Source organism: Roseivivax sediminis (assembly GCF_900112685.1).
Lineage (GTDB): Bacteria > Pseudomonadota > Alphaproteobacteria > Rhodobacterales > Rhodobacteraceae > Roseivivax > Roseivivax sediminis.
The window spans coordinates 1-23,571 of the sequence record NZ_FOMS01000015.1 but is presented as its reverse complement, the minus strand read 5'-3'; the positions used below and the strand labels follow the sequence as shown (position 1 = coordinate 23,571).

The following is a 23,571-nucleotide window of genomic DNA, read 5'->3' as shown; positions in this document are numbered from 1 at the left end:
ATTGCAAGACAGAGACCATGAAAAAGCCCGATCGTGATGGCCGGACGGCCCGGTCGGCCGTGGGCTGCGCAGAATTGGGGCCGTGGGTCAGGTCAACTCTGCCAGATGCGCGGCCGAGCCGGTGAGCGCAGCGTAGTCGTCGGTGACGAGCTGGACCCCGAACTGGTCCATGAACTCGGTAAACCGGCCTTTGTCGCGGAACCCGGCGTCAAAGCCCAGCGCCGTCAGATGCGGGCCGAAATGCCGCGCGACGCCGCCGCAGAGGTAAATGCCGCCGAAGGGCAGGAGGGTCAGCGCTAGGTTGCCCGCGACGCGGCCGAGCAGCGTCGCGAAGACCCGCATGGCGTGCGTGGCGCGAGGGTCGCCGGCGGCATGGGCGGCCATGATCGCCTCGGCCTCGAGGGGCGTGCCGCCGTCGCGGTCGCAGAGCCAGGCGTGGATGCGCTCGAACCCGCGACCCGAGAGCGCCTCTTCGGCGCCGGCGGAGCCGTGGGCTTCGACCAGCCAGTCGCGCAGGGCGAGGTCCTCGGCGCTTTGCGCCGGGAGAGAGACGTGGCCCGATTCCGACGGCGGCACCAGCGTCTGTCCGCCGAGTCGGAAGACCGGCGCCGCGTTGAGCCCGGTGCCGACGCCGATCACCAGTTTCGCCGCGTGCTCGTTGCCGGGCGCGCCCGGCAGGATGCGCGTGAGGTGCTCCGGCGCAAGATGGTCGACCGCGTGGCCCTGCGCCTGCAGATCGTTCAGGACGGCGACGGTGGTGGCGCCCGTCGCCTCGGCCACCACGGCACGGTCCACCGTCCAGTCGAGGTTGGTCAGCGTGCCGACCCCATCGCGCACCGGGCCGGCCATGGCGACGCAGGCGGCGGCGGGGCGTGCGTTCCGGTCCGACAGGTAGTGGCGCAGCACCTCGGTCAGGCCGGAATGGTCGGCGTTGCGGAACCGTGCGACGGAGTTGGGATCGACCTCCGGCCCCCGGGCCAGCGCCACGCGCGTATTGGTCCCGCCGATATCGGCGACGACGGCAAGCTTAGCCATCGGCACCCCCGAGCGCGGCGCGGAGCGCGTGCCAGGAGGCTTTTGGCGTGCGTTCAAGCGTCTCGAAATCGACATGGACGAGCCCGAAGCGCTTCTCGTAGCCGAGCGCCCATTCGTAATTGTCGAAGCACGACCAGATGAAATAGCCGGCGACAGGCACGCCCTCGGCCTGCGCGCGGCGGATGGCGTCCATGTGATCGTCGAGGAAGGCGATGCGGTTCGGATCGTCCACGCCGCCGCCGTCGATCACGTCAGGGGCGGCCATGCCGTTCTCGGTCACGAATAGGGGCAGATCGCCGGTATAGTCCTCTGCCGTGCGCTTGAGGAAGCGATAGAGCCCCTCCGGATAAATCTCCCAGTCCATGAAGGTCTTGGGCAGCGGCCCCCCGACCTCGTCGAGCGAGGGCCACGGCCCATCGTTGGGCGCCAGAACCTTGCGCGTGTAGTAGTTGATCCCGCACCAGTCGAGCTTCTGGCCAATGATCGGAAAATCGTCCTGGTAATTGGTCGGCAGGTGCGGCGCGAAGCCTGTCAGCACCGTGTCGGGATAGGCGCCCTTGAAGATCCCGTCGAGGAAGAAGCGGTTGTAATAGCCGTCATAGGTCGCGGCGGCGCGGGCGGCCTCGGGGCTGTCATCGACGGGCTCGGGCCATTCCATGTTGAACACGCCGCCGAGGTTGCCCATGCCCATGGCGCGCATCGCCTCGATCGACCTCCCGTGCGCCAGAAGGACGTGGTGCATCGCGCGGGCGGTGGCGCGGATGTCGCGCAGGCCCGGCGCGTGCAGGCCGAGGAAATGGGACATCCAGCCGACGCACCACGGCTCGTTGATCGGCGCGACCGAAAAGACGCGGTCGCCGATGCGAGACATGATGACTTCGGTGAAATCGGCGAACCAGCCGGCGACGTCGCGATTGGTCCAGCCGCCGCGGTCGGCCAGCGCCGAGGGCAGTTCCCAATGGTAGAGAGTCGCGCAGGGTTTGAGGTTCCGCTCCAGCATCGCGTCGACGAGCCGGTCGTAGAAATCGAGTCCATCCTGGTTCGGAGTGCCGGTCCCCTCGGGCAGCACGCGCGCCCAGGAGGTCGAGAAGCGGTAGGCGTCGAAGCCCGCGCCGGCGACAAGGTCGAGGTCTTCCTCGTAGCGGTGGTAATGGTCGCAGGCGACATCGCCATTCTCGGCCCGGACGACGTTGCCGGGCGTGGCGGCAAAGGTGTCCCAGTGGGTCGGGCCGGCGCCGCCGTAGGCGTGACCCTCGATCTGGTAGCTCGACGTGGCTGTCCCGAAAAGGAAGCCTTTCGGGAAATCCTGGCGGGTATGGCGCATGCCCGTCTCCGTTCCTTAACCCGGCGCCGGGCCGGTCGATTGTCCGAGGATGAGTTCAGCTTCGATCAGGGTTTGCAGCGGGGCGCAAGACGGATCGCGGATCATCTGCAGCAGCATCTCGGCCGCCTGCCGCCCCGCGTCGCGGACGGAGGCGCGGGTGGCGGTAAAGATCGGAACGTCCGTGCCGTTCCGGAGATAGCCCAGATCGTCGTCATGGGTGATGACCGACACGTCGGTGCCAAGCCGCAGCCCGCGCCCCTCCAGCGCCCGGCGGATGCCGAGCGCGGTGACCATGGAGGAGGCAAGGAAGGCCGTGGGCGGGTAGGGACGCTGCAGCATGTCGCTGGCGGCGCGGTAGCCTAGTTCCTCGGTCATCTCGCCAGCGCGCATCAGCCCGGGATCGGGGTCTATTCCGGCACGTATCAGCGCCGCGACGAAGCCCTCGCGTCGGCGGAAGGCGAAATCCATGTGCTCCTGCCCGTTCACCAGCGCGATGCGACGATGCCCGAGCTCGATCAGCAGCTCGGTCGCGCGCTCGAACGCGCGCGTGTTGTTCATGTCGATCCAGGAATAATCCATCTTCATCTCGGAGGCGCGACCATGCACAACGAAGGGCAGGTCGAGGGTGCGCAAGAGCTCGATGCGACGGTCGCTGAGATGCGGGCCGTGCAGGATGATTCCGTCGATATTGCCGCGCGCCGAGAGCGAACGGTAGCGTTCGGCTTCGTCGGCGTCGCTGACCAGCGTGAGCTTGAGATCATAGCCGGTCTTTACGTAGGCTTCGGACGCGCCGGTGATGAAGTCGCCGAAAACCGGATTGACCATCTCGTGCGTCTTCGACACCGGGATCACGTGGCCGATCGACATAGCCCGCCCGGTGGCCAGCCCCTTGGCCCAGGCGTTCGGCGTATAGTTGTGCGCTCGCGCCGCCGCCTGCACCCGAAGGCGCGTCGCCTCCTTAACCTCGGGATAGCCGTTCAGCGCCCGGCTGACCGTGGTCGGGCTCAGACCCAAGTGGTCCGCAAGCTCCTTGAGGTTCATCTCCGGCCATCCAAAGCGCTTTCAATTGGCCGGAAGGATAGCCGCAAAACACCGAGCGGGAAAAGGGGGCGTCGCGATCCGGTAATGCCGCGGCGCGGCAAGGGATTTCGCCCTTTTCCGCCTCTGTTCCCGTTGACACGGTGGAACAAACGCGGGAGCGTAACCTCGTCAAAGCGCTTTGGAGAAGGCGTTGTCAGCGTCGGTATCCGGAACATCGGCGCCATGGATCACGGGAGGATCTGGACACATGAAACGAGCACTGACCGCGAGCGCGACGACGCTGGGGCTTCTGGCCGGCGCGGCGCACGCGCAGGACCTCTACACCCCGATCGGCGAAGGCGACTACACCTGGGACGGGTATCAGGACTTTGCCGACGCCACCGACCTGTCGGGCGAGACGGTGACCATCACCGGCCCCTGGACAGGCAACGAGAAAGCCAAGGTCGACGAGGTCTTCCGCTATTTCGAGGAAGCGACCGGCGCGAGCGTGAACTACTCCGGCTCCGACAGCTTCGAACAGGACATCGTGATCTCGGCGCGCTCGGGCTCCGCGCCGAACCTCGCGGTCTTCCCGCAGCCGGGGCTCGCCGCCGACATGGCCAGTCAGGGTCACCTGGAGCCGCTCCCCGACGGGCTCGGTGACTGGGTGGCCGAAAACTACGCCGCGGGCGACAGCCTCGTGAGTCTCGGCACATACGAGGGTGAGGACGGCGAGGAAGACCTCTACGGCATGTTCTACAGGATCGATGTGAAGAGCCTCGTCTGGTACAATCCGATCACCTTCGACGAGTTCGGTTTCGACGTGCCCGAGAGCATGGAAGAGCTGAAGGAGCTGACCGAGGACATGGCCGACGAGGGGCTGACGCCCTGGTGCATCGGCCTCGGCTCCGGCGCGGCGACCGGCTGGCCGGCGACCGACTGGGTCGAGGACATGATGCTGCGCCTGCATGAGCCGGAGGTCTACGACCAGTGGGTGGCCAACGAGATCCCGTTCGACGACCCGCAGGTGGTCGAGGCGATCGAGGAATTCGGCTGGTACGCCAAGAACGACGATTTCGTTGCCGGCGGCGCCGAGAACGCGGCGACGACCGACTTCCGCGACAGCCCGGCGGGCCTGTTCACCATTCCGCCGGAATGCGCGATGCACCGGCAGGCTTCGTTCATCCCTGCGTTCTTCCCCGATGACGCCGAGCAGGGCGAGAACGTGGATTTCTTCTACCTGCCGTCCTTCGAGGAGGCCGACCTCGGCCAGCCGCTTCTGGGCGCCGGCACGCTGTTCGCGATCACCAACCCGTCCGAGGGCGCCTCGGCGATGATCGAGTTCCTCAAGTTGCCCATCGCGCACGAGATCTGGATGGCGCAGGACGCCTTCCTGACCGCGCATCTGGGTGTGAACAACGATCTTTACGCCAACGACGCGCTGAAGCAGCAGGCGGAGATCCTGCAGGAGGCGACGACCTTCCGCTTCGATGCTTCGGACCTGATGCCGGCAGAGATCGGCGCGGGCGCGTTCTGGACCGGCATGGTCGACTACGTGACCGGGGCCGAGGCCGCGGATGTCGCCGCCGACATCCAGAGCCGCTGGGATACGCTCAACTGAGCGCCTGACAGACGCGCGGCCCCGCACGCGGGCCGCGCGCCGCGACCGCCCGGCGACACGGCGGTACCAGCATCGGAGGAGGCCCCTCATGCCACCGTTGTTCCAGGGACTGATCACCATCGTGATCGCCGTCGCCGGCTGCGCGGGATATTTCTACGCCTCCAACTGGGTGCTCGACCGGCTGGTCTTTCCGCCGCGGACAGACGACCAGGGGCGCAACATCTCGCGCGCGACGATGGTGCGGCCGTGGCTTTTCATCTTCCCGGCGGCGTTCTTCCTGTCGCTCTACCTGATCTACCCGGTTGTCGGCTCGTTCTGGCGCTCGCTCTTCAACCGCTCGGGCGAGCAGTTCGTCGGCCTCGGCAACTACGCGCAGATGTTCGCGGAGGAAGGGTTCCGCGTGGCCTTCTTCAACAACATCCTGTGGGTGATCTTCGTGCCCGCGGCGGCGACCTTCATGGGGCTGCTGGTGGCGCAGCTCACCGACCGGCTGAAATGGGGCAACATCGCCAAGTCGCTGATCTTCATGCCGATGGCGATAAGCTTCGTCGGCGCTTCGCTGATCTGGAAGTTCGTCTACGCCAACGACCCCGACATCGGCATCATCAACGCGGTGCGGGATTTCTTCGGGATGCAGCCCATCGACGTGCTGCAGATCGCGTTCTGGAACAACTTCTTCATCATGTTCATCATGGTCTGGATGCAGACCGGCTTCGCCATGGTGATCCTGTCGGCGGCGCTTCGCGGCATTCCCGAGGAAACCATCGAGGCGGCGATCATCGACGGCGCGAACCCGTTCCAGATCTTCTTCAAGATCAAGGTGCCGCAGATCACGCCGACGATCCTGGTCGTCTGGACGACGATCACGATCCTGGTGCTGAAGGTCTTCGACATCGTCTACGCGATGACCGGCGGCAACTTCGATACCGAGATCCTGCCGTCCTACATGATGGATTACATGTTCCGCGACGACGGGCGCGCGACCGCGGTCGCCTTCGTCATCATGGTCATCGTCACCCCGGTCATGGTCTGGAACATCGTCCAGGCCCGCCGCGAGATGCGCTGAGAGGGGCAGGGACATGGACAATATCGCAGGAAAAAGATCGGGCCTGTCCATCGCCACCAACCTCAGCGTGATCGCGCTGGTGCTGATCTGGCTGATCCCGACAGTGGGGCTTCTGGTCTCGTCGTTCCGGGAACGCGAACAGATCTCCGAGTCCGGCTGGTGGCGCGCGGCCTTCAGCGTGAGCCAGGCCTACCGCGTCTCGCCTTCGGCCGAGGGGGCGGTGCAGGAGGGCGACCTTTGGGTGCTGGAGGGCAACCTCTTCGGCGACAAGGAAGGGTCCGGCTCCGTGTCGGGTTTCGGCCTCACGTCGCGCGATCCCGGGGCGGCCGATCCCGGCCAGACCTACGCGCGCTACGAAGTCTTCATCATGGAGGACGGAGAGCAGGACGACACCAATCTCGAGATCGCCTATCCTGCGGATGGCGAGCCGGAATTTCCCGAGACCGACGAGGACGGCAACGAGATCCTGTCCGATCCCGCGCCGGTCTTCGATCGCTCTCTCATGGTGCAGGAGAACGGCGATTTCCGTTACGTCGACGTGGACGAGATAGACCGCGCGCCTTCGGTCTACATCACCGCACCGCAGCCGCCGGAGTTCACGCTCGACAATTACGAGCAGATCCTGACCTCCGACAACATGGACCAGGCCTTCATCAACACGCTGACCGTGGCGATTCCGGCAACGATCATCCCCATCGTGGTGGCGGCGTTCGCAGCCTATGCGCTGGCATGGATGGATTTCGCCGCCCGCGGTTTCATGATCGCGATGGTCGTGGGGCTGCTGGTGGTGCCCTTGCAGATCGCGCTTGTGCCGCTTCTGACGCTGCACAACGCGGTCGGGATCGGGCAGAGCTTCCTCGGTGTATGGCTGGCGCACACCGCCTTCGGGATGCCGCTCGCGATATATCTCTTGCGAAACTACATGATCGGCCTGCCGCGCGACATCATCGAATGCGCGAAGGTGGACGGGGCGACCGATTTCCAGATCTTCACCAAGATTGTGCTGCCGCTGTCGTTCCCGGCCCTTGCCAGTTTCGCCATCTTCCAGTTCCTCTGGACGTGGAACGACCTGCTCGTGGCGAAGGTCTTCCTGCCGTCGCAATCCGACTACTGGGTGATGACGGTGAAGATCGCAGACGACCTGCTGGGATCGCGGGGCGGCGATTGGGGGATCCTCGCGGCGGCGGCCTTCGTGTCGATCGCGGTGCCGCTCGCGGTGTTCTTCGCGATGCAGAAGTATCTTGTGCGCGGCCTGCTTGCCGGGTCCGTGAAGTAACCGGGAGGACGGTGCACTCGACGCCGGAAGGGAGGCGCGCCCGGTGCGCGTGGAGGCGGCGAGACCTGACCATAAGGCGCGCGGGACGCGCCAAGCAAAAAGGAATACGCGGATGAATGTGGCTTCGGCGGTTCAGCCCACCCGCGACGACACGAACACCGAATGGTGGCGCGGGGCGGTGATCTACCAGATCTACCCGCGCTCGTTCCAGGATTCCAACGGCGACGGGATCGGGGATCTTCTGGGGATCGCGCAGCGGCTGCCGCATGTCGCCTCGCTGGGTGTCGACGCGGTGTGGATCTCGCCCTTCTTCACCTCTCCGATGAAGGATTTCGGCTACGACGTCAGCGATTACTGCGACGTCGACCCGATGTTCGGCAGTCTCGCCGATTTCGACATCCTGATTTCCACTGCGCACCGGCTGGGGCTCAAGGTGTTCATCGACCTGGTGCTGTCGCACACCTCCGAGGAGCATCCCTGGTTCAAGCTCTCGCGGACCTCGCGCGACAACGAGAAGGCCGACTGGTATGTCTGGGCCGATCCCAAGCCGGACGGCACGCCGCCCAACAACTGGCTGTCGATTTTCGGCGGCTCCGCGTGGCAATGGGACGGCACGCGGATGCAGTACTACATGCACAACTTCCTCGTGGAGCAGCCGGACCTGAACTTCCACTGCATGGATGTGCAGGAGGCGCTTCTGAAGATCGCGCGCTTCTGGCTGGGGCGCGGGGTCGACGGCTTCCGCCTCGACACGATCAACTTCTACGTCCACGACAAGGAATTGCGCGACAACCCGCCCCTGCCGGAGGGCGAGCGCAACCCGATCACCGCGCCGGCGGTGAACCCCTATACCTGGCAGAACCACCTCTACGACAAGACGCAGCCCGAGAACCTGGAATTCCTCAAGAAGCTGCGGGTGCTGATGAACGAATACAACGCCGCCGCCGTGGGCGAGGTCGGCGAGGATCTGCGCGGGCTCGAGGTGCTGGGCGAATATACCGGCGGCGACGACAAGATCCAGATGAGCTACGCCTTCGAGCTTTTGTCCGACAAGATGCCGACGGCCGCCTATATCGCCGGCGTCTTCGAACAGGTGGAGGCAGTGGCCGCCCAGGGCTGGGCCTGCTGGGCGTTCTCCAACCACGACGTGCCGCGGCACCTGTCGCGCTGGAAGATGTCGGAGGCCGGCGCGCGCTGCTTCAACACGCTGATGATGTGCCTGCGCGGATCGTGCTGCATCTACCAAGGCGAGGAGCTGGCCCTGCCTGAAGCGGAGATCGCCTTCGATGACCTGCAGGACCCGTATGGCAAGAAGTTCTGGCCCGCCTTCAAGGGCCGCGACGGCTGCCGCACGCCGATGGTGTGGGAACCCTCGAACCAGAACGGCGGCTTTTCCGCGGGTCACCCGTGGCTGCCGGTCAGCCACGAGCACCTCAACCGCGCGGTGTCCACGCAGGAACAGGATCCGGCGGCAATCCTGCATCACTACCGCCGCGCCATCGCCTTCCGGCACGCGCACCGTGCGCTGATGACCGGGGAGCAGACCGGGATGCAGGCCGAGGGCGACGTGCTGACGTTCACGCGGTCCGAGGGGGAGGAGACGATCTTCTGCGCCTTCAACCTGTCGCCGGAGCCGGGGCTCCTGGCGATGCCCGAGGGTGAGTGGCGCCAGATCGGCATCGAGCTGGGCTCGGCCGGCCCGGCGCCGGACGGACGGCTTCACCTCGGCCCGTGGCAGCCGGCGCTGCTGATGAAGGCCGCGTGACGAGGAAAACGGGAGGAGACCGGCCATGGCGAACCTGAAACTCACCGATGTCGGCAAGACATACGGCGGCACGGTGGAGGTTCTGAAGAACATCGACCTCGACATCCGGCAGGGGGAGCTTGTGGTCTTCGTCGGCCCGTCGGGGTGCGGCAAGTCCACGCTGTTGCGGATGATCGCGGGGCTGGAAAAGATCTCCTCGGGCACGCTCGAGATCGACGGCCAGAAGGTCAACGATGTGCCCCCGGCGCAGCGCGGGATCGCCATGGTGTTCCAGTCCTACGCGCTCTACCCGCACATGACCGTGCGCGACAACATGAGCTTCGCCCTCAAGATCGCCAAGAAGTCGAAGACGGAGATCGACGACGCCGTCGCCAATGCCGCCAGGATGCTGCAGCTCGAACCCTATCTCGACCGTCTGCCCAAGGCGCTCTCGGGCGGGCAGCGCCAGCGCGTCGCCATCGGCCGGTCGATCGTCCGCGATCCCAAGGTCTACCTCTTCGACGAGCCGCTGTCGAACCTCGACGCCGCCTTGCGCGTGGCGACCCGGATCGAGATCGCGCAACTCAAGGAGAAGATGCCCGACTCCACGATGATCTACGTCACCCACGACCAGATCGAGGCGATGACGCTGGCGAGCCGCATCGTGGTGCTCGCCAACAAGGGCATCGCCCAGGTGGGCACGCCGCTGGAGCTCTACCAGACCCCGAACAGCGAGTTCGTGGCGCAGTTCATCGGCTCGCCCGCGATGAACCTATTGCCGGGCGAGATCGTCGAAACCGGGGCTGAGACGGTCGTGAAGATGGAGGGGGGCGGCACCGCGGCATCCTCCGTCGCGACGGAGGCGGGCGATCAGGGCAAGCGGGTCAATGTCGGCGTCCGGCCCGAGGATTTCGAGGAGACGGACGGCGATTACATCTACGAGGGCAAAGTCGACATCACCGAGGCGCTGGGCGAGGTGACGCTGCTCTATTTCGAGACCGGCTCGGACCAGCCGGTGATCGGCAAGCTGCCGGGTGTGCATGCCGAACTGCGCGGGCGCAGTGTGAAGCTGTCCGCGGCGCCGCAGAATGTACACCTCTTCCACGAGGGACGCTCGATGCTCTATCGCTAGGGGACGACGTTCACTCCGCCACCGTTATCGGTGTGCGGGCGATGACCGAGCTGTCGCGCCCGAGGTGGTAGCGCAGCTCGTAGTCGCCCGGCGCGTCCGGCGCTGCCAGAACCACGGGGCTGTCCTCGCTGGTGTAGACGTAGCGGATGTACTCGCCGTCCGGTGCACCGGCCCCGACGATGCCGACGAAGTCGCGGCGATAATCCGGCCCCTCCCAGGTGACGGGGATGTTGGCGGCTGGAGCTACGGTGTCAGGCGCGTCGATGGCTGCGGAAACAGGCTCAAGCGTGATGGCGCGGCGGGCGAGCACCTGTTCGCCCACACTGGCGGCGACATAGCGCAGTTCGTACTCTCCTGCCGCGGTCGGCATGTCGAGCACGAGCGGGGAGCCGTCGCGGGTATAGCGGAATGCCGCGTAACCCGGATCGCCCGGGAAGGACACGCTCACATAGTCCTTGTCATAGCCCGGCCCCTCCCAGGTCACCAGCACCGGGGCGCCGGCGCGCGCGGTCTCGGGCGCGTTCAGCGTGGCGGTGACATCCACCACCTCCAGCGGCTGCGCGGCGAGGACCGTCTTCTCCTGCGCCATGACGTAGCGCAGCTCGTAGCGGCCCGGCTCCAGTGGCACGGTCACGTCGAGCGGGGCGCCGTCGCGGGTGTAGCTGTAGGTCTCGTAGCCTGTATCCTCGGGCCGCGCGATGGCGATATAGTCGTTGCCATAGTCCGGGCCGTCCCAGTCTACCGACAGGGTCGCGCCGGCATTGGCGCGCGCGTCGGCGTAGAGCCGCGCCGTCACCGGGTCCACCCGGACCGCGCGTGTGGTCAGGACGGTGCTGTCCTGGGCCATCACGTAGCGCAACTCGTAGTCACCCGGCTCGGCGGGCATCTGCAGCCGCAGGGGGGAGCCGTCCCGGGTGTAGGTGTAGTTCACATAGCCGTCCTCTCCCGGTACGGCCACGGCCACGTAATCGTTGCGGTAATCCGGGCCGAGCCAGACCACCGGGATCGTCGCGCCGGCGTCGGCGATCTCGTCCGCCTCGAGCTCCGCTTCGACCGGCGTCACGGTGATGGCGCGGGTCGCCAGCACGGCGTCGCCGTCGGCCAGGATGTAGCGCAGCTCATATGTCCCCGAATGCGGCGGCATCGTCAGGTTCAGGGGGGAGCCGTCGCGCGTGTAGGTGTAGTTGACGTAGCCCGCGTCGTCCGGCTGCGAGACGGCGATGTAGTCCGACGCCGCGTCCGGACCGGTCCAGGTGACCGGGATCGTCGCGCCCGCAACGGCGTCTTCTGCCGCCGCGAGCGTGGCGCCGGGCAGCGGCGCCGGCAGCACCACGGTCACGGTCGCCTCGGCCCCCGCCTCCACTGTGAAATCCGCACCGGCGCTTTCCTCGTCCGAGGCGCGTGTCGCGGTGGCGCGGTACTCACCCGGAGGCAGGGGCAGGGTGAGCATCGCGCCCTCGGCCGGATCCGGCAACTCGCCCTCGCCGGTGATGTCCCAGATCAGCGGATCGGTCACCTCGGGCCCGTTCTCGCCCAGCGTCGCGCGAAAGGTGACCTCGGTCGTCTGCGGCTCTGCCGCCGCGACTTGCTGGAGCGCCGCGCCAAGTTCCGAGGCATCCGCGGCTGCGAGGAACCGGCCGCCTGTCTCTTCGGCGAGGCAGCGCATCTGGCCGATGGCGTCGCTGTCCTCCACGTCGAAACCGATCACGTGGGCGGTGAAGTCGAGTCCGGTTTCTTCCAGGGTACGGGCGGCGGCGCAGGGATCGGGATGGCAGGTCTCGATGCCGTCGGACACCAGGATCACGGTCGCCTTCTCCTGCGTGTAGCGCAGCGCCTCCGCGGCCGCGATGACCGCGTCGGTCATCGGCGTCTTGCCTTTCGGCTGGATCGAACCCACCGCCGCAGAGATGGCGCCCCGCGTCTCGCGCCCCGGCGGCACCATCGTTTCGATATCGGTGCAGTCGCCGCGCTCACGGTGCCCGTAGGCGGCGAGTCCCAATGCCCGGCCCTCTGGCAGGCTCTCCATCAGATCGCCCACGACGTCCTGCGCGATGGTGATCTTCGCGGTTCCGTCGATCTGCCCCCACATGGACCCGGAGCCATCGAGCACGAGGATCGTCTGCTCCTGCTCCTGCGCCTGAGCGGTCCGAGCGAGGCAGAAGGCGGTAAGGGCGAGAGCGGCAAGGCGGCGCATGGCAGAAGGCTCCGTCATCGGAATGGCAGCGCCGAGACTACAGCGCGCCCCGGTTCTGCCAAGGCCCGGCGAAGAGGCCAAGTCCGGAATCCCACCGGCGTCCGCCATTGCCGCGGGCCGCGGCAATGGTGAGCAGGTACAGCGCATGGGATCGACCGCATCTTTGGCACGGAAAAGTAAATTGATGGTAAATGTTCCCGAATCGTTCCAAAGTGCGATTGGCATGTCGGCAAAACGCGCCTACATGCCGGCATTGCCCCAGGAATGAGAGCGGACATGCCCGAGCTGAAGCATATCGAGGTGCGCGGCGCGCGCGAGCACAACCTCAAAGGCATCGATGTCGATATCCCCCGCGACCGGCTGGTCGTTATCACCGGCCTGTCGGGATCCGGCAAGTCGAGCCTCGCCTTCGACACGATCTATGCCGAGGGGCAGCGCCGCTATGTCGAAAGCCTGTCGGCCTATGCGCGGCAGTTCCTCGACATGATGCAGAAGCCGGATGTCGATCATATCTCCGGCCTCTCTCCGGCGATCTCGATCGAACAGAAAACCACATCGAAGAACCCGCGCTCGACCGTCGGCACGGTGACCGAGATCTACGACTACCTGCGGCTTTTGTTCGCGCGCGTCGGCACGCCCTATTCGCCGGCCACCGGCCTGCCCATCGAGGCGCAGCAGGTGCAGGACATGGTCGATCGCGTCATGGCGATGGAAGAGGGCACTCGCGGCTACCTCCTCGCCCCGATGATCCGCGACCGAAAGGGCGAATACCGCAAGGAATTCCTGGAGTTGCGTAAGCAGGGCTTCCAGCGCGTGAAGGTCGACGGGACCTTTCACGAACTCGACGATCCGCCGGTGCTCGACAAGAAGTACCGCCACGACATCGACGTCGTGGTCGACCGCATCGTTGTGCGCGAGGGCATGGATACGCGGCTGGCCGATTCCTTCCGCACCGCGCTCGACCTCGCCGACGGCATTGCCGTGCTGGAGACCGCGCCCCGCGAGGGGGAAGGCGAGCCCGAGCGCATCACCTTCTCGGAGAATTTCGCCTGTCCCGTCAGTGGCTTCACCATCCCCGAGATCGAGCCGCGGCTGTTTTCGTTCAACGCGCCCTTCGGCGCCTGCCCGGATTGCGACGGTCTGGGGGTGGAGCTTTTCTTCGACGAACGGCTGGTGGTGCCGGATGCCAACCTGTCCATCGGCAACGGCGCCATCGCGCCTTGGCGGAAGGGCAAGTCTCCGTACTTTACCCAGACGATCCAAGCGCTTGCGAGACACTATGAATTCGATGCCGCGACCAAGTGGAAGGATCTGCCGGATGTCGTGAAGCAGGTCTTCCTGTTCGGGTCGGGCGAGGAAGAGATCCCGTTCCGCTACGACGAGGGCGGGCGGGTCTACAACGTCACCCGGGTTTTCGAGGGGGTCATCCCCAACATGGAGCGCCGTTACCGCGAGACGGACTCGAGCTGGATCCGCGAGGAATTCGAGAGATATCAGAATAATAAGCCATGTTCTTCATGTGGGGGATACCGCCTGCGGCCGGAAGCGCTTGCCGTGAAGATCGCCGGATTGCATGTGGGCGAAGTGGTCGAGATGGCGATCCGCGGCGCCCATGACTGGTGCGAAGGCGTGCCCGAAAGCCTCGGACATCAAAAGAACGAGATCGCCCGCGCGATCCTGAAGGAAATCCGTGAACGCCTTGGATTCCTGAACAATGTCGGGCTCGACTACCTGACGCTCTCGCGCTCGGCCGGCACGTTGTCGGGCGGAGAGAGTCAACGGATCCGCCTGGCCTCGCAGATCGGGTCGGGCCTGACGGGGGTGCTCTATGTGCTCGACGAACCCTCGATCGGACTGCATCAGCGTGACAACGACCGGCTGCTCGGAACGCTGAAGAACCTGCGGGACCAGGGCAACACGGTGATCGTGGTGGAACACGACGAGGAGGCGATCCGCGAGGCCGACTACGTCTTCGACATCGGGCCGGGCGCCGGCGTGCATGGCGGCCAGGTGATCGCGCACGGTACTCCGGACGAAGTCGCGGCAAACGAAACATCCCTGACGGGTCAGTACCTTGCGGGTGTGCGCGAGATTCCCGTGCCGAAAACCCGGCGCAAGGGCAACCGCAAGAAGCTGAAGATCGTCAAGGCCGCCGGCAACAACCTCAAGGACGTGACGACGGAGTTTCCGCTCGGCAAGTTCGTCTGCGTGACCGGCGTGTCGGGCGGCGGCAAGTCGACGCTGACGATCGAGACGTTGTACAAGACAGCGGCGACGCGTCTGAATGGCGCGCGCGAGACGCCGGCGCCTTGCGAGACAATCAAGGGGTTCGAGCATCTCGACAAGGTGATCGATATCGACCAGCGGCCCATCGGTCGGACTCCGCGTTCGAATCCAGCCACTTACACGGGGGCCTTCACGCCGATCCGGGACTGGTTCGCCGGCCTGCCGGAGGCCAAGGCACGGGGGTACAAACCGGGCCGCTTCTCCTTCAACGTGAAGGGCGGGCGCTGCGAGGCTTGCCAGGGCGACGGCGTCATCCGGATCGAGATGCACTTCCTGCCGGATGTCTACGTCACTTGCGAGACCTGTAACGGCGCGCGCTACAACCGCGAGACGCTGGAGATCAAGTTCAAGGGCAAGAGCATCGCCGATGTACTTGATATGACGGTGGAAGATGCCCAGGACTTCTTCCAGGCGGTGCCCTCGATCCGCGAGAAGATGGACGCGCTCGTGCAGGTCGGCCTAGGATATATCCGGGTCGGACAGCAGGCCACGACGCTGTCGGGCGGGGAGGCGCAGCGCGTCAAGTTGTCGAAGGAGCTGGCCAAGCGATCGACCGGGCGGACGCTCTACATCCTCGATGAACCGACCACCGGCCTGCATTTCGAGGACGTGAGGAAACTGCTCGAAGTCCTTCATTCCCTTGTCGATGCCGGCAATACCGTGGTGGTGATCGAGCACAATCTCGACGTCATCAAGACCGCCGACTGGATCATCGACATCGGTCCCGAGGGCGGTGATGGCGGCGGCGAGATCGTCGCCGAGGGCACCCCGGAGACCGTCGCCCAAGAGGAACGATCCCATACAGGACGTTACCTGCGCACGATGCTGGACCCACGCAAGGTGGCGGCGGAATAGGGGCCGCCGTTAATCGAATATCAGCATCTTCGTCGTTTTCTTGGCAACGAGCGCGATGGAGACGGCGATGGGCAACGGCGCAGTTCTGAATGCCGGGGAAAGTGCGGCCCGGCCCACCATTCGCGATGTGGCGCGGCTGGCCGGCGTGTCGAAATTGACCGTCTCGCTGGTCCTGCGCGAATCGGCCTCTGTCCGGCCGCAGACAGCCGAGACCGTTCGCGCAGCCATGGCGCGGATGAACTACGTGTACGATCCGCGCGCGGTGAGGTTCCGGCAGGGGCGCCCGGGTCCGCTCGGGGTGGCCCTGCGCGGTGCCGGCGATCCGCTTTCCGCAGGGGTCCTGTCCGGCTTGTCGGAAGTGGCCGGGAAGGCGGGTCAGGCGCTCCTGGTCTGTTTCGGGGGACGTCGGGGCGCGGGCGGAGACACGGCTTTCCTCCTGCATGCCGAAGGAGCGTCCGCGATGCTGATCGACGCGCGGGACGGCCCGTTCGGAACCACGCCCGGCGGTGTGCCGACGATGGCGCTGTTCGGAACGCCGCCGGGGATGATGTCCGCGCAGCTCGATGGCGCGCAGGCCCTACGGCTCGCGACGGAGTACCTGGAGCAGCAGGGGGCGACGCGCTTCGTTTTGGCAGGAAGGCCGGAGATTCTCGTCCCGGGAGCGGGTCAGGACCCCGTCCATCTGCGTCTCGATCATCCGGGCGCCACGGAATTCATGGAGCGGCTTGGTCAAACAGCCACGCCGGCGGACGGGATAATCTGTACCGATCCGGCAATCGGGCGGCTCTGCCGTGCCGTAGGTGTACCGCGCGCTCGGCTCGTAGTACTCGGCGACGCCGAACGGACTGGCGATTGCGCCGCACTCTGCTTTGATGGTCGGGCGCTGGGGCAGACGATCGGGCGCAGGCTTCTCGACCGGATGTCTGGCGGCCCGCCCGGAGCGGAAGATATCGTTGCACCGGTTTGGCTCACAACGCCGCGATGTGACGGCTAGTTGAGATCCTCGAGCAGGCGTCCGTGACGCCGGGTCTCTGCCAGAAGCGCACCGAAGGTCGTGACGCCACGCCCTTCGAGCATCGCGCGCATGCGCAGGAATACCTGCGCGGTCACCGCGGCGTCCCCCATGGCCGTGTGGCGCCCCGCCGCGGGCACGTCGATACCGAGTCGCTCGGCCAGCGCGTCGAGCGTATGTGTCTCGGTCGTGCCGAACAGGATGGCGGAGAGGAGCACGGTATCGAGGATCGGGTGGTCCCAGGTTACGCCTGCCGCCGGCGCATGCCGGTGCAGGAAGGCCATGTCGAACGGCGCGTTGTGGGCCACGATCACCGCCCCCGTGGCAAAGCCGTGAAAGTCCCGGGAGGCGCGCAGCATGTCCGGCGCGCCGGCGACCATGTGATCCGAGATCCCGTGTACACGGGTCGCTGCCTCGGGGATCGGCCGGCCGGGATCGACCAGCGTCTCGAACCGTTCGCCCGGCACGATGCGCCCGTTCACAACGCGCACCGCGCCGATCTGCACCACGTCGTCGCGATGCGGCAGGAGTCCGGTCGTCTCGGTGTCGAAGACGCAATAGGTCAGCGCAGAGAGAGGTGCCTGTGCGATATCATCGGTCTCGGGCGTGCCGCCGTCCAGCCCGAAATCGTAGACGATGGGCCGCGCGGCGTTCGGATCGAGCCGTGTCTCGGCCGCGTCGATGATCAGAAGGTACCCGTCACCGTCCATAGGCTTGACCTGAGCCGCGAAGTCCTGAGCGCAGTCGCGGGAGGGCAGCCGGATCTCGCTCGCCAGGCCGGTGCGTCCGAGCGTCCTGCGAATCCTGCGCAGCGCAGCCGCTTCGAAGTAATCCGACATCCGGGCGCCGAGCCGGGGCGGCGCCACCTGGGCCAGAACTTCCGCCGCCTGCCCGTCGTAGAGCACGATGCGATCCTCGGCATTGACCAGTATCGTGGCCACCGGGATCTCCGTGAGCAGCGCGGTGAGCCGCGCGCGTTCCGCCTCGATCTTCGCGGTCTCGGTGGCCACCGCCTCCGCGGTCGCGAAGGCCGACTCGCCGAGCGCACGCGTGATCGCATCGGCCGCGGGCGCCAGATCGCCGAGGTGGCGACTGGCACCGAGATCCAGCGCCCGTGTGCTGCCGGAATGCGCGCGCACCCGCAGATCCGCCGCCAGTTTCTCCAACGGTTTCGCGACATTGGTATCGAACAGCCACCAGAAGAGGGTGCAGAGTCCAAGCAGAAGGAAGCCCGACACAACGAAGGCGAACAGGTAGCCGCCGCTGTCGCGCCCTGCGCCGAGCGCGATGGCCCCGCCGACGACTGCGATCGCGCCGGCCGCCAGCGCGGCGAACATCGCGAAGACGCGGAGGCGGAACGACGCGCGCATCGGCCTCAGACCGCCCGGCAGACCGAGGCGACGATCGGATCGTCGGGGCCGACCTCGCGCCAGACCGGCTCACCTCCATCGCCGCGGAACGGATCGGCGCGTCGGGCGCCGGGGCAATCGACCATGATCTGCACCGCCTGCGTCGCGCGCCACCGGCCGAAAAAGTAAAGGTCGGCGAGGTAATGTCCCTCGGCTTCGCGGTTAGCGCGCAGGTTGCCGGTATCGAGCGCGACGAAGCGCTCCACCATCGGCACCGCGTAGGTCCAGGGGCGCCACCAGCTCGTGCCCCGGGCCGCCTCCGCGACGACCATCTCTTCGGGCAGCGCGCTGCTCGTGCGTTGGTACCACGCGTATTCGCTGGATACCGCCGCGGCGAGCATGGCGGCGCCGGCCGCCACCGGCACGAGCCAGCGCGGCACCCGGTCGCCGGCCAGCCGGGCGATCAGCAGCATGATGCCGGCGCCGGCGAAACCTGCCACGACCACCGCGATCAATTCGAAGATCATCGTTCCTCCCCTTCGCGATGCCGCGTCGTCAGCTCAGCATGCCGCGCCCGTGGCCTGCCGCCGATTGCATCCCCTTGACCACCACGAAAGCGTCACGCAGATGCGCCCGATCAAAATCCGACAACTCCGCCGGCGCAAGGAAATTGTCCGGCGCCGCGCCGCGCCGGACCTGCCGCGCCTGGTGGGCAAGGCGCGTCTCCGCTATATGGTCGTAGGCGTCGATCAGGTCCTGGCCGCCGCGCTCGGATATCACTCCGGCGGCCCGCGCCGCGGAGAGCCGAGCGCGGGTGTTCACCGGCAAAAGCCGCCCCTGCAGCGCGTAAATGCGGGCGAGATCGGTGACCGGCACCACACCGGAATGCTTGAGATCGAGCGTGTTCTTGTGCTCGCCTGAACGGATCAGGGCGAAGCCGCGGATAAGCCCGAGCGGTGGCGTGTGCTTGAGCGAATTCGACACCATGTGCGACACGAAAATCGAGTTTTTCTGTGCGCTTGCGAGCGTGTCTTCACGAAGGCTGTCGAACAGCGACCGCGTTCCGCCGATGGCGCGCAGGTCGAACATGACCGAGGCGAGCATCTGCGCCTCGGGGTCGGGCCGGTCGATCCAGCGCTGGAAATAGTCGCGCCAGACACGCAGCGGTTGCCGCCAGCGCGGGTTCGTCGCCATCATGTCGCCCGGGCAGTAGACGTAGCCGCAGGCGTGCAGGCCGTCGCTCACCCGGCGTGCGAGCCGTTCGAAATAGGGCTTGTCGCCGTCGGTCACCGAGTCGTCGAGGATCAGGCAATTGTCCTGATCGGACACGCCGGTCTGTTCCTGCCGGCCCTGACTACCGCAGGCGAGCCAGAGATACGGGACCGGCGGCGGGCCGAGTTCGGCCTCCGCCAGCGCCAGCAGCCGGCGCGTCGCGGCGTCGGCGATATCCGTGATGAGCCGCGTCGTGACCTCGTGGCGGTTGCCCGAGGCCACGAGCTGCGCCAGGAGCTGCGGGATGCGTGCGGTAACGGCTGCCATCGCCCCGGCGCTCTCGGCGTCCGCGATCTGCCCGACGAGGTCGGCCGAGGTGACCGCCTGGTATCGCGTCAGGTCGGTTTGCGTGACCATCCCGACAAGCCGCACACCGTCGCAGATCGGCAGGTGGCCGATGCGGTGCTCCATCATCGCGTGCAGCACATCGGAACCGAGCGCCGAGGGCGGCAGCGTGATCGGATCGGGTGTCATGATCTCGCGGAGCGGCGTGTCTATGGGACGCGCCGCCGCGACGATCTTGCCCGAGATGTCGCGCAGCGTGACGATCCCCTCAAGCCGCTCCTTCGTGGTCACGCAAAGCGAGGAGACGCGCGCCGCCCGCATCGCCTCCGCCGCCTCCTGTGCGGTAGCGTCGGGGGAGCGGGTCAGGAGGGTGCGGTTCATCAGCGTCTCGACCCGGCTGGTGGCAAGGTCGTTGCGCTCGGGTCGGTCGCGCCGGCGCCGGTCGAAGAAGCGGCGAACGTTGTCATGCGCCGCGCGGAGGGCGTGGTAGGACTCGGCGGGCAGCAACAGCAGCGTGGCATCCGTGCGGGCCGTCGCGGTCGTCGCGGCAACGCCGTCGCGGCCAAGTCCGCGTTCGCCAAAGGAATTTCGCGGTCCGAGTTGCGAGATCTGCGCGCCATGTTGGTCGCGCACCTCGATCTCGCCGGAGGCCACGACGTAGAGCCCGTCGAGCCGGTCTCCGAAGGTGTAGACGGTCGCCCCGGCCGGCACCTGCTGCTGCCGGAACTGCTGCACGAGGTCTCGCCGCGCCGGCAGCGGCAGCGCCGCGTACGGGTCGAAAGTGGACAGAAAATCGAGCAGGGCGTCGTCATCGAGCGGCATCGCGCGCTCCATCAGAAACAGGTGGTCCCGCCCGCGTTATGCCGCGCGGACGGGACCGTTGCAAAGGGGGCAGCGGGGTGCTGCCGCCCCCCGGTCGCATCAATGCGACTGGGCCGTGCCCGCGCCGCGCGGTACGCGGACGCTCTCGACCAGTTCCTTGATGTCGTCCGGCACCGGCTTGGTCATCGACGCCACGATGAAGGCCACCGTGAAGTTGATCGCCGCCCCGACCGCGCCGAAGGAGGTCGACTTGATCGTGCCGATCATCGGCTCCGCGTCGGTAAACATGTTGGTATCGGGGATGAAGAACCAGCCCTTGTGCAGGAAGATGTAGAGCAGGGTCGTGCCGAGCCCTGCGAGCATCCCCGCCACGGCGCCGGTATTGTTGATGCGGGTCGAGAAGATGCCCATCATCAGCGCCGGGAAGATCGAAGATGCCGCGAGGCCGAAGGCCAGTGCCACCGTCTGCGCCGCGAAGCCCGGCGGATTGAGCCCCAGCCACGTTGCGATCGCGATCGACACCGCCATCGCGATCCGGGCGGTCAGAAGCTCGCCCTTCTCCGAGATGCTCGGGTTGATCGCGCCTTTCACGAGATCGTGGCTAACCGCCGAGGAGATGGCGAGCAGAAGGCCCGCCGCCGTCGACAGAGCCGCCGCGATACCGCCTGCTGCGACGAGGCCGATGACCCAGCCGGGCAGGTTGGCGATCTCGGGGTTGGCGAGAACGAGGATGTCGTTGTTGAAGTTGGTCAGCTCGTTGCCTTCCCAGCCGGCCTCCTCGGCCCGCGCCTGCATGTCTGCGTCGCCGTCGTTGTAATACTGGATCCGGCCGTCGCCGTTCTTGTCTTCCCAGCCCAGAAGGCCGGTCTGCTGCCAGGTCGGCATCCAGTCATAGGCCGGATCGGTCTCGATGGTCTCGATCGCCACCGCTTCGCCGTCCGTGCCGTTGGGCCAGAAGAGCTCCGTGATGTTCAGCCGCGCCATCGCGCCCACCGCGGGGGCGGTGAAATACAGCAGTGCGATGAAGACGAGTGCCCAGCCGGCCGACCAGCGCGCGTCGCTCACCTTCGGGACGGTGAAGAAGCGCATGATGACGTGCGGCAGACCCGCCGTGCCGATCATCAGCGACAGCGTGAACAGCACCATGTTGAACGTGTCGCCATTGTGCGCGGTGTATTCGCTGAAGCCGAGATCCGTCACCACCTGGTCCAGACGCGCCAGCAGCGGTTCGCCCGATGCCTGGTGTTCGCCGAAGAGGCCGAGCGCGGGGATCGGGTTGCCGGTGAGCTGCAGCGAGATGAAGATCGCCGGGATCGTGTAGGCGAAGATCAGCACGACGTATTGCGCCACCTGCGTGTAGGTCACGCCCTTCATGCCGCCGAACACCGCGTAGGCGAACACGATCACCGCGCCGAGAAGAAGGCCGGTGGTCGCGTCGACCTCGAGGAAGCGGCCGAAGGCCACGCCGACGCCGGTCATCTGCCCGATCACGTAGGTCACCGAGGCGACGATGAGGCAGATCACCGCGACGAGCCGCGCCGTCGGGCTGTAGAACCGGTCGCCGATGAACTCGCTGACCGTGTACTTACCGAACTTCCGCAGGTAGGGCGCGAGCAGCAGCGCCAAGAGCACGTAGCCGCCGGTCCAGCCCATGAGGTAGGTGGAGTTGTCGTAGCCGGTGAAGGCGATCAGCCCGGCCATGGAGATGAACGAGGCCGCCGACATCCAGTCCGCCGCCGTGGCCATGCCGTTGGTGACGGGATGCACGCCGCGCCCCGCGGCGTAGAATTCGCTCGTGGTGCCCGCACGCGCCCAGATGGCGATGCCGATATAGATCGCGAAGCTGAGCCCCACGAAGATGATGTTGATGATCGTCTGATCCATGACGCGTTACTCCTCGTCCACGCCGAAATCACGGTCGAGCTTGTTCATCCGCCAGGCGTAGAAGAAGATCAGGCAGAGAAAGACGATGATCGATCCCTGCTGGGCGAACCAGAAGCCCAGATCCGTCCCGCCGACGGAAATGCCCGAGAGCAGCGGCCGCAGCAGGATGCCGAAGCCGAAGGATACCAGCGCCCAGACGATGAGGGAGCCGATGATGAGACGGATGTTGGCCTTCCAGTAGGCCACTCCGTCGGACGCCCTGCGGGGCGTGCCGTGCGATTGATCCGACATTGTGTGCGGGTCCTCCTCCTGGTCAATGATCGGGTCCGCGTCTGGCGCGGGCCCGGCTGGGGCAGGGCGCGCGGGGCGCGCTCTGCCGGTCGTTTCAGTGGCGCGCGGCGCGGATCACCGCGCCGATCCGGTCGGCGATATCGCCGATCTCTCCCATCGCGCCGACGCGGACGAGCGCCCCCTGCGCCTCGTAATGGGCGATGAGGGGGGCGGTCTGGGCGTGGTAGGCCTCGAGCCGTGTGGCCACGGTTTCCGCCTTGTCGTCGGCGCGGCGGGTCATCTCCGTGCCGCCGCACTTGTCGCAGGTGTCGGGCTTGGCGGTGGGCTTGAACGTGTCGTGGTAGCCCTCGCCGCATTTCGCGCAGGTGAAGCGGCCCGAGATGCGCTCGACCATCTCCGCGTCGTCGACCTCGAGGCTGATCGCGGCGTCGATCTTCTGCCCGCCCTCGGAGAGCAGCCCGTCGAGCGCCTCGGCCTGCGCCGCGGTGCGTGGGAAACCGTCGAGGATGACACCCGTCCGGGTGTCGGGCTCGGCCAGACGCTCGCGCAGGATGGCCACCACGATATCGTCGGAAACGAGATCGCCGCGGTCCATGACCTCCTTCGCGGTGCGGCCAGCCGGAGTGCCGTCCTTGACCGCCTTGCGCAGAAGGTCGCCGGTGGAAAGCTGCAGAAGGCCGAAGCGGTCCTGCAGGAGCCGCGCCTGCGTGCCCTTGCCGGCCCCCGGTGGGCCGAGCAGGATGAACACGGGCGCGGTGGTCACGGTGGTGTCGCCGTGCATCCCCTCAGCCCCTGTTTTCGCGGTGTTCGATGAGGTTGTCGACGACGGAGGGGTCGGCGAGGGTGGATGTGTCGCCGAGGGATCCGTGGTCGTTCTCGGCGATCTTGCGCAGGATGCGGCGCATGATCTTGCCCGAGCGGGTCTTGGGCAGGCCGGGGGCCCACTGGATGAGGTCGGGCTTGGCGATCGGGCCGATTTCCTGGCGCACCCAGGCCTGCAATTCGGCCTTGAGCTCGTCGGAGGGCTCGACCCCGTTCATCAGCGTCACGTAGCAGTAGATGCCCTGGCCCTTGACCTCGTGCGGGTAGCCGACGACGGCGGC

19 protein-coding genes are annotated in these 23,571 nt (G+C 66.6%); 8 read left to right on the top strand and 11 right to left on the bottom strand.

The window, feature by feature from the left end; genetic code table 11:
- Window positions 1-87: 87 nt before the first annotated feature.
- From F3H57_RS19040 to F3H57_RS19030, 3 genes are read right to left on the bottom strand one after another with little or no spacing between them, the layout of a single operon-like run.
- Complete coding sequence (locus F3H57_RS19040) at window positions 88-1,035, bottom strand: glucokinase (RefSeq protein WP_149758012.1); 948 nt, start codon at window positions 1,033-1,035, stop codon at window positions 88-90.
- On the bottom strand, window positions 1,028-2,359 hold the full coding sequence (locus tag F3H57_RS19035; RefSeq protein ID WP_149758010.1) for a GH1 family beta-glucosidase: 1,332 nt from the start codon (window positions 2,357-2,359) through the stop codon (window positions 1,028-1,030). Before F3H57_RS19035 ends, F3H57_RS19040 begins: the two co-directional genes overlap by 8 nt.
- A 15-nt stretch (window positions 2,360-2,374) precedes the next feature.
- Complete coding sequence (locus F3H57_RS19030; protein ID WP_149758008.1) at window positions 2,375-3,400, bottom strand: LacI family DNA-binding transcriptional regulator; 1,026 nt, start codon at window positions 3,398-3,400, stop codon at window positions 2,375-2,377.
- A 247-nt stretch (window positions 3,401-3,647) separates the two neighbouring features.
- On the opposite strand from F3H57_RS19030, the gene F3H57_RS19025 reads away from it, so the two are divergent.
- The 5 genes from F3H57_RS19025 (at window position 3,648) to F3H57_RS19005 (ending at window position 10,218) form a co-directional block, all read left to right on the top strand.
- Window positions 3,648-5,000 (top strand): ABC transporter substrate-binding protein, encoded by a 1,353-nt coding sequence (locus tag F3H57_RS19025; protein WP_149758006.1) that lies wholly within the window; start codon window positions 3,648-3,650, stop codon window positions 4,998-5,000.
- 88 nt (window positions 5,001-5,088) lie between these two features.
- A complete protein-coding gene (locus tag F3H57_RS19020; RefSeq protein ID WP_149758004.1) occupies window positions 5,089-6,066 on the top strand; it encodes a carbohydrate ABC transporter permease in 978 nt (325 codons plus the stop codon).
- Window positions 6,067-6,079: 13 nt separating this feature from the next.
- On the top strand, window positions 6,080-7,342 hold the full coding sequence (locus tag F3H57_RS19015) for a carbohydrate ABC transporter permease (RefSeq protein WP_149758002.1): 1,263 nt from the start codon (window positions 6,080-6,082) through the stop codon (window positions 7,340-7,342).
- Between the two features lie 112 nt (window positions 7,343-7,454).
- Complete coding sequence (locus tag F3H57_RS19010) at window positions 7,455-9,107, top strand: alpha-glucosidase (protein ID WP_149758000.1); 1,653 nt, start codon at window positions 7,455-7,457, stop codon at window positions 9,105-9,107.
- Window positions 9,108-9,132: 25 nt separating this feature from the next.
- Window positions 9,133-10,218, top strand: coding sequence for an ABC transporter ATP-binding protein (locus F3H57_RS19005; protein ID WP_149757998.1), 1,086 nt, complete (start codon window positions 9,133-9,135; stop codon window positions 10,216-10,218).
- A gap of 10 nt (window positions 10,219-10,228) precedes the next feature.
- On the opposite strand, the gene F3H57_RS19000 is transcribed toward F3H57_RS19005, so the two are convergent.
- Window positions 10,229-12,412 carry a vWA domain-containing protein gene (locus F3H57_RS19000; protein ID WP_188129751.1) on the bottom strand — a complete coding sequence of 728 codons (2,184 nt, stop codon included), beginning with the start codon at window positions 12,410-12,412 and terminating at the stop codon, window positions 10,229-10,231.
- Here F3H57_RS19000 and F3H57_RS22345 point away from each other — a divergent pair.
- From F3H57_RS22345 to F3H57_RS18990, 3 genes are read left to right on the top strand one after another with little or no spacing between them, the layout of a single operon-like run.
- A complete protein-coding gene (locus F3H57_RS22345) occupies window positions 12,411-12,680 on the top strand; it encodes a hypothetical protein (RefSeq protein ID WP_188129750.1) in 270 nt (89 codons plus the stop codon). The genes F3H57_RS19000 and F3H57_RS22345 overlap by 2 nt on opposite strands.
- Window positions 12,681-12,688: 8 nt before the next feature.
- Entirely contained in the window at window positions 12,689-15,553 is a 2,865-nt protein-coding gene (gene uvrA, locus F3H57_RS18995) for an excinuclease ABC subunit UvrA (RefSeq protein ID WP_149757994.1), read from the top strand.
- Between the two features lie 55 nt (window positions 15,554-15,608).
- Window positions 15,609-16,547 (top strand): LacI family DNA-binding transcriptional regulator, encoded by a 939-nt coding sequence (locus F3H57_RS18990; RefSeq protein WP_223163151.1) that lies wholly within the window; start codon window positions 15,609-15,611, stop codon window positions 16,545-16,547.
- Here the strand turns inward: F3H57_RS18990 and F3H57_RS18985 are convergent.
- The 7 genes from F3H57_RS18985 to F3H57_RS18955 all read right to left on the bottom strand — a co-directional run.
- Window positions 16,544-17,935, bottom strand: a complete 1,392-nt coding sequence (locus F3H57_RS18985) for a 3'-5' exonuclease (RefSeq protein WP_149757992.1) — start codon at window positions 17,933-17,935, stop codon at window positions 16,544-16,546. The genes F3H57_RS18990 and F3H57_RS18985 overlap by 4 nt on opposite strands.
- Window positions 17,936-17,940: 5 nt before the next feature.
- Entirely contained in the window at window positions 17,941-18,441 is a 501-nt protein-coding gene (locus F3H57_RS18980; RefSeq protein WP_149757990.1) for a hypothetical protein, read from the bottom strand.
- 28 nt (window positions 18,442-18,469) lie between these two features.
- On the bottom strand, window positions 18,470-20,293 hold the full coding sequence (locus F3H57_RS18975; protein ID WP_149757988.1) for a DUF294 nucleotidyltransferase-like domain-containing protein: 1,824 nt from the start codon (window positions 20,291-20,293) through the stop codon (window positions 18,470-18,472).
- Between the two features lie 99 nt (window positions 20,294-20,392).
- The gene (locus F3H57_RS18970; protein WP_149757986.1) at window positions 20,393-22,177 is read right to left on the bottom strand and encodes a sodium:solute symporter family protein; all 1,785 of its coding nucleotides are present in this window, start codon (window positions 22,175-22,177) and stop codon (window positions 20,393-20,395) included.
- Between the two features lie 6 nt (window positions 22,178-22,183).
- A complete protein-coding gene (locus F3H57_RS18965; RefSeq protein ID WP_149757984.1) occupies window positions 22,184-22,468 on the bottom strand; it encodes a DUF4212 domain-containing protein in 285 nt (94 codons plus the stop codon).
- A gap of 94 nt (window positions 22,469-22,562) precedes the next feature.
- Window positions 22,563-23,249 (bottom strand): adenylate kinase, encoded by a 687-nt coding sequence (locus tag F3H57_RS18960; RefSeq protein WP_149757982.1) that lies wholly within the window; start codon window positions 23,247-23,249, stop codon window positions 22,563-22,565.
- A gap of 4 nt (window positions 23,250-23,253) precedes the next feature.
- Window positions 23,254-23,571 (bottom strand): AMP-binding enzyme (locus F3H57_RS18955; protein WP_449421243.1); only part of this gene is annotated, 318 nt, incomplete at its 5' end.

Bases quoted from the DNA above. Each gene is read 5' to 3' on its own strand.
- F3H57_RS18980 (WP_149757990.1), bottom strand. From the start codon at position 18,441: ATGATCTTCGAATTGATCGCGGTGGTCGTGGCAGGTTTCGCCGGCGCC.
- F3H57_RS18965 (WP_149757984.1), bottom strand. From the start codon at position 22,468: ATGTCGGATCAATCGCACGGCACGCCCCGCAGGGCGTCCGACGGAGTG.
- F3H57_RS18985 (WP_149757992.1), bottom strand. From the start codon at position 17,935: ATGCGCGCGTCGTTCCGCCTCCGCGTCTTCGCGATGTTCGCCGCGCTG.
- F3H57_RS18960 (WP_149757982.1), bottom strand. From the start codon at position 23,249: ATGCACGGCGACACCACCGTGACCACCGCGCCCGTGTTCATCCTGCTC.
- F3H57_RS19040 (WP_149758012.1), bottom strand. From the start codon at position 1,035: ATGGCTAAGCTTGCCGTCGTCGCCGATATCGGCGGGACCAATACGCGC.
- F3H57_RS19015 (WP_149758002.1), top strand. From the start codon at position 6,080: ATGGACAATATCGCAGGAAAAAGATCGGGCCTGTCCATCGCCACCAAC.
- F3H57_RS19000 (WP_188129751.1), bottom strand. From the start codon at position 12,412: ATGCGCCGCCTTGCCGCTCTCGCCCTTACCGCCTTCTGCCTCGCTCGG.
- F3H57_RS18975 (WP_149757988.1), bottom strand. From the start codon at position 20,293: ATGCCGCTCGATGACGACGCCCTGCTCGATTTTCTGTCCACTTTCGAC.
- F3H57_RS18970 (WP_149757986.1), bottom strand. From the start codon at position 22,177: ATGGATCAGACGATCATCAACATCATCTTCGTGGGGCTCAGCTTCGCG.
- F3H57_RS19010 (WP_149758000.1), top strand. From the start codon at position 7,455: ATGAATGTGGCTTCGGCGGTTCAGCCCACCCGCGACGACACGAACACC.
- F3H57_RS22345 (WP_188129750.1), top strand. From the start codon at position 12,411: ATGGCAGAAGGCTCCGTCATCGGAATGGCAGCGCCGAGACTACAGCGC.
- F3H57_RS18990 (WP_223163151.1), top strand. From the start codon at position 15,609: ATGGAGACGGCGATGGGCAACGGCGCAGTTCTGAATGCCGGGGAAAGT.
- F3H57_RS19030 (WP_149758008.1), bottom strand. From the start codon at position 3,400: ATGAACCTCAAGGAGCTTGCGGACCACTTGGGTCTGAGCCCGACCACG.
- uvrA (WP_149757994.1), top strand. From the start codon at position 12,689: ATGCCCGAGCTGAAGCATATCGAGGTGCGCGGCGCGCGCGAGCACAAC.
- F3H57_RS19005 (WP_149757998.1), top strand. From the start codon at position 9,133: ATGGCGAACCTGAAACTCACCGATGTCGGCAAGACATACGGCGGCACG.
- F3H57_RS19020 (WP_149758004.1), top strand. From the start codon at position 5,089: ATGCCACCGTTGTTCCAGGGACTGATCACCATCGTGATCGCCGTCGCC.
- F3H57_RS19025 (WP_149758006.1), top strand. From the start codon at position 3,648: ATGAAACGAGCACTGACCGCGAGCGCGACGACGCTGGGGCTTCTGGCC.
- F3H57_RS19035 (WP_149758010.1), bottom strand. From the start codon at position 2,359: ATGCGCCATACCCGCCAGGATTTCCCGAAAGGCTTCCTTTTCGGGACA.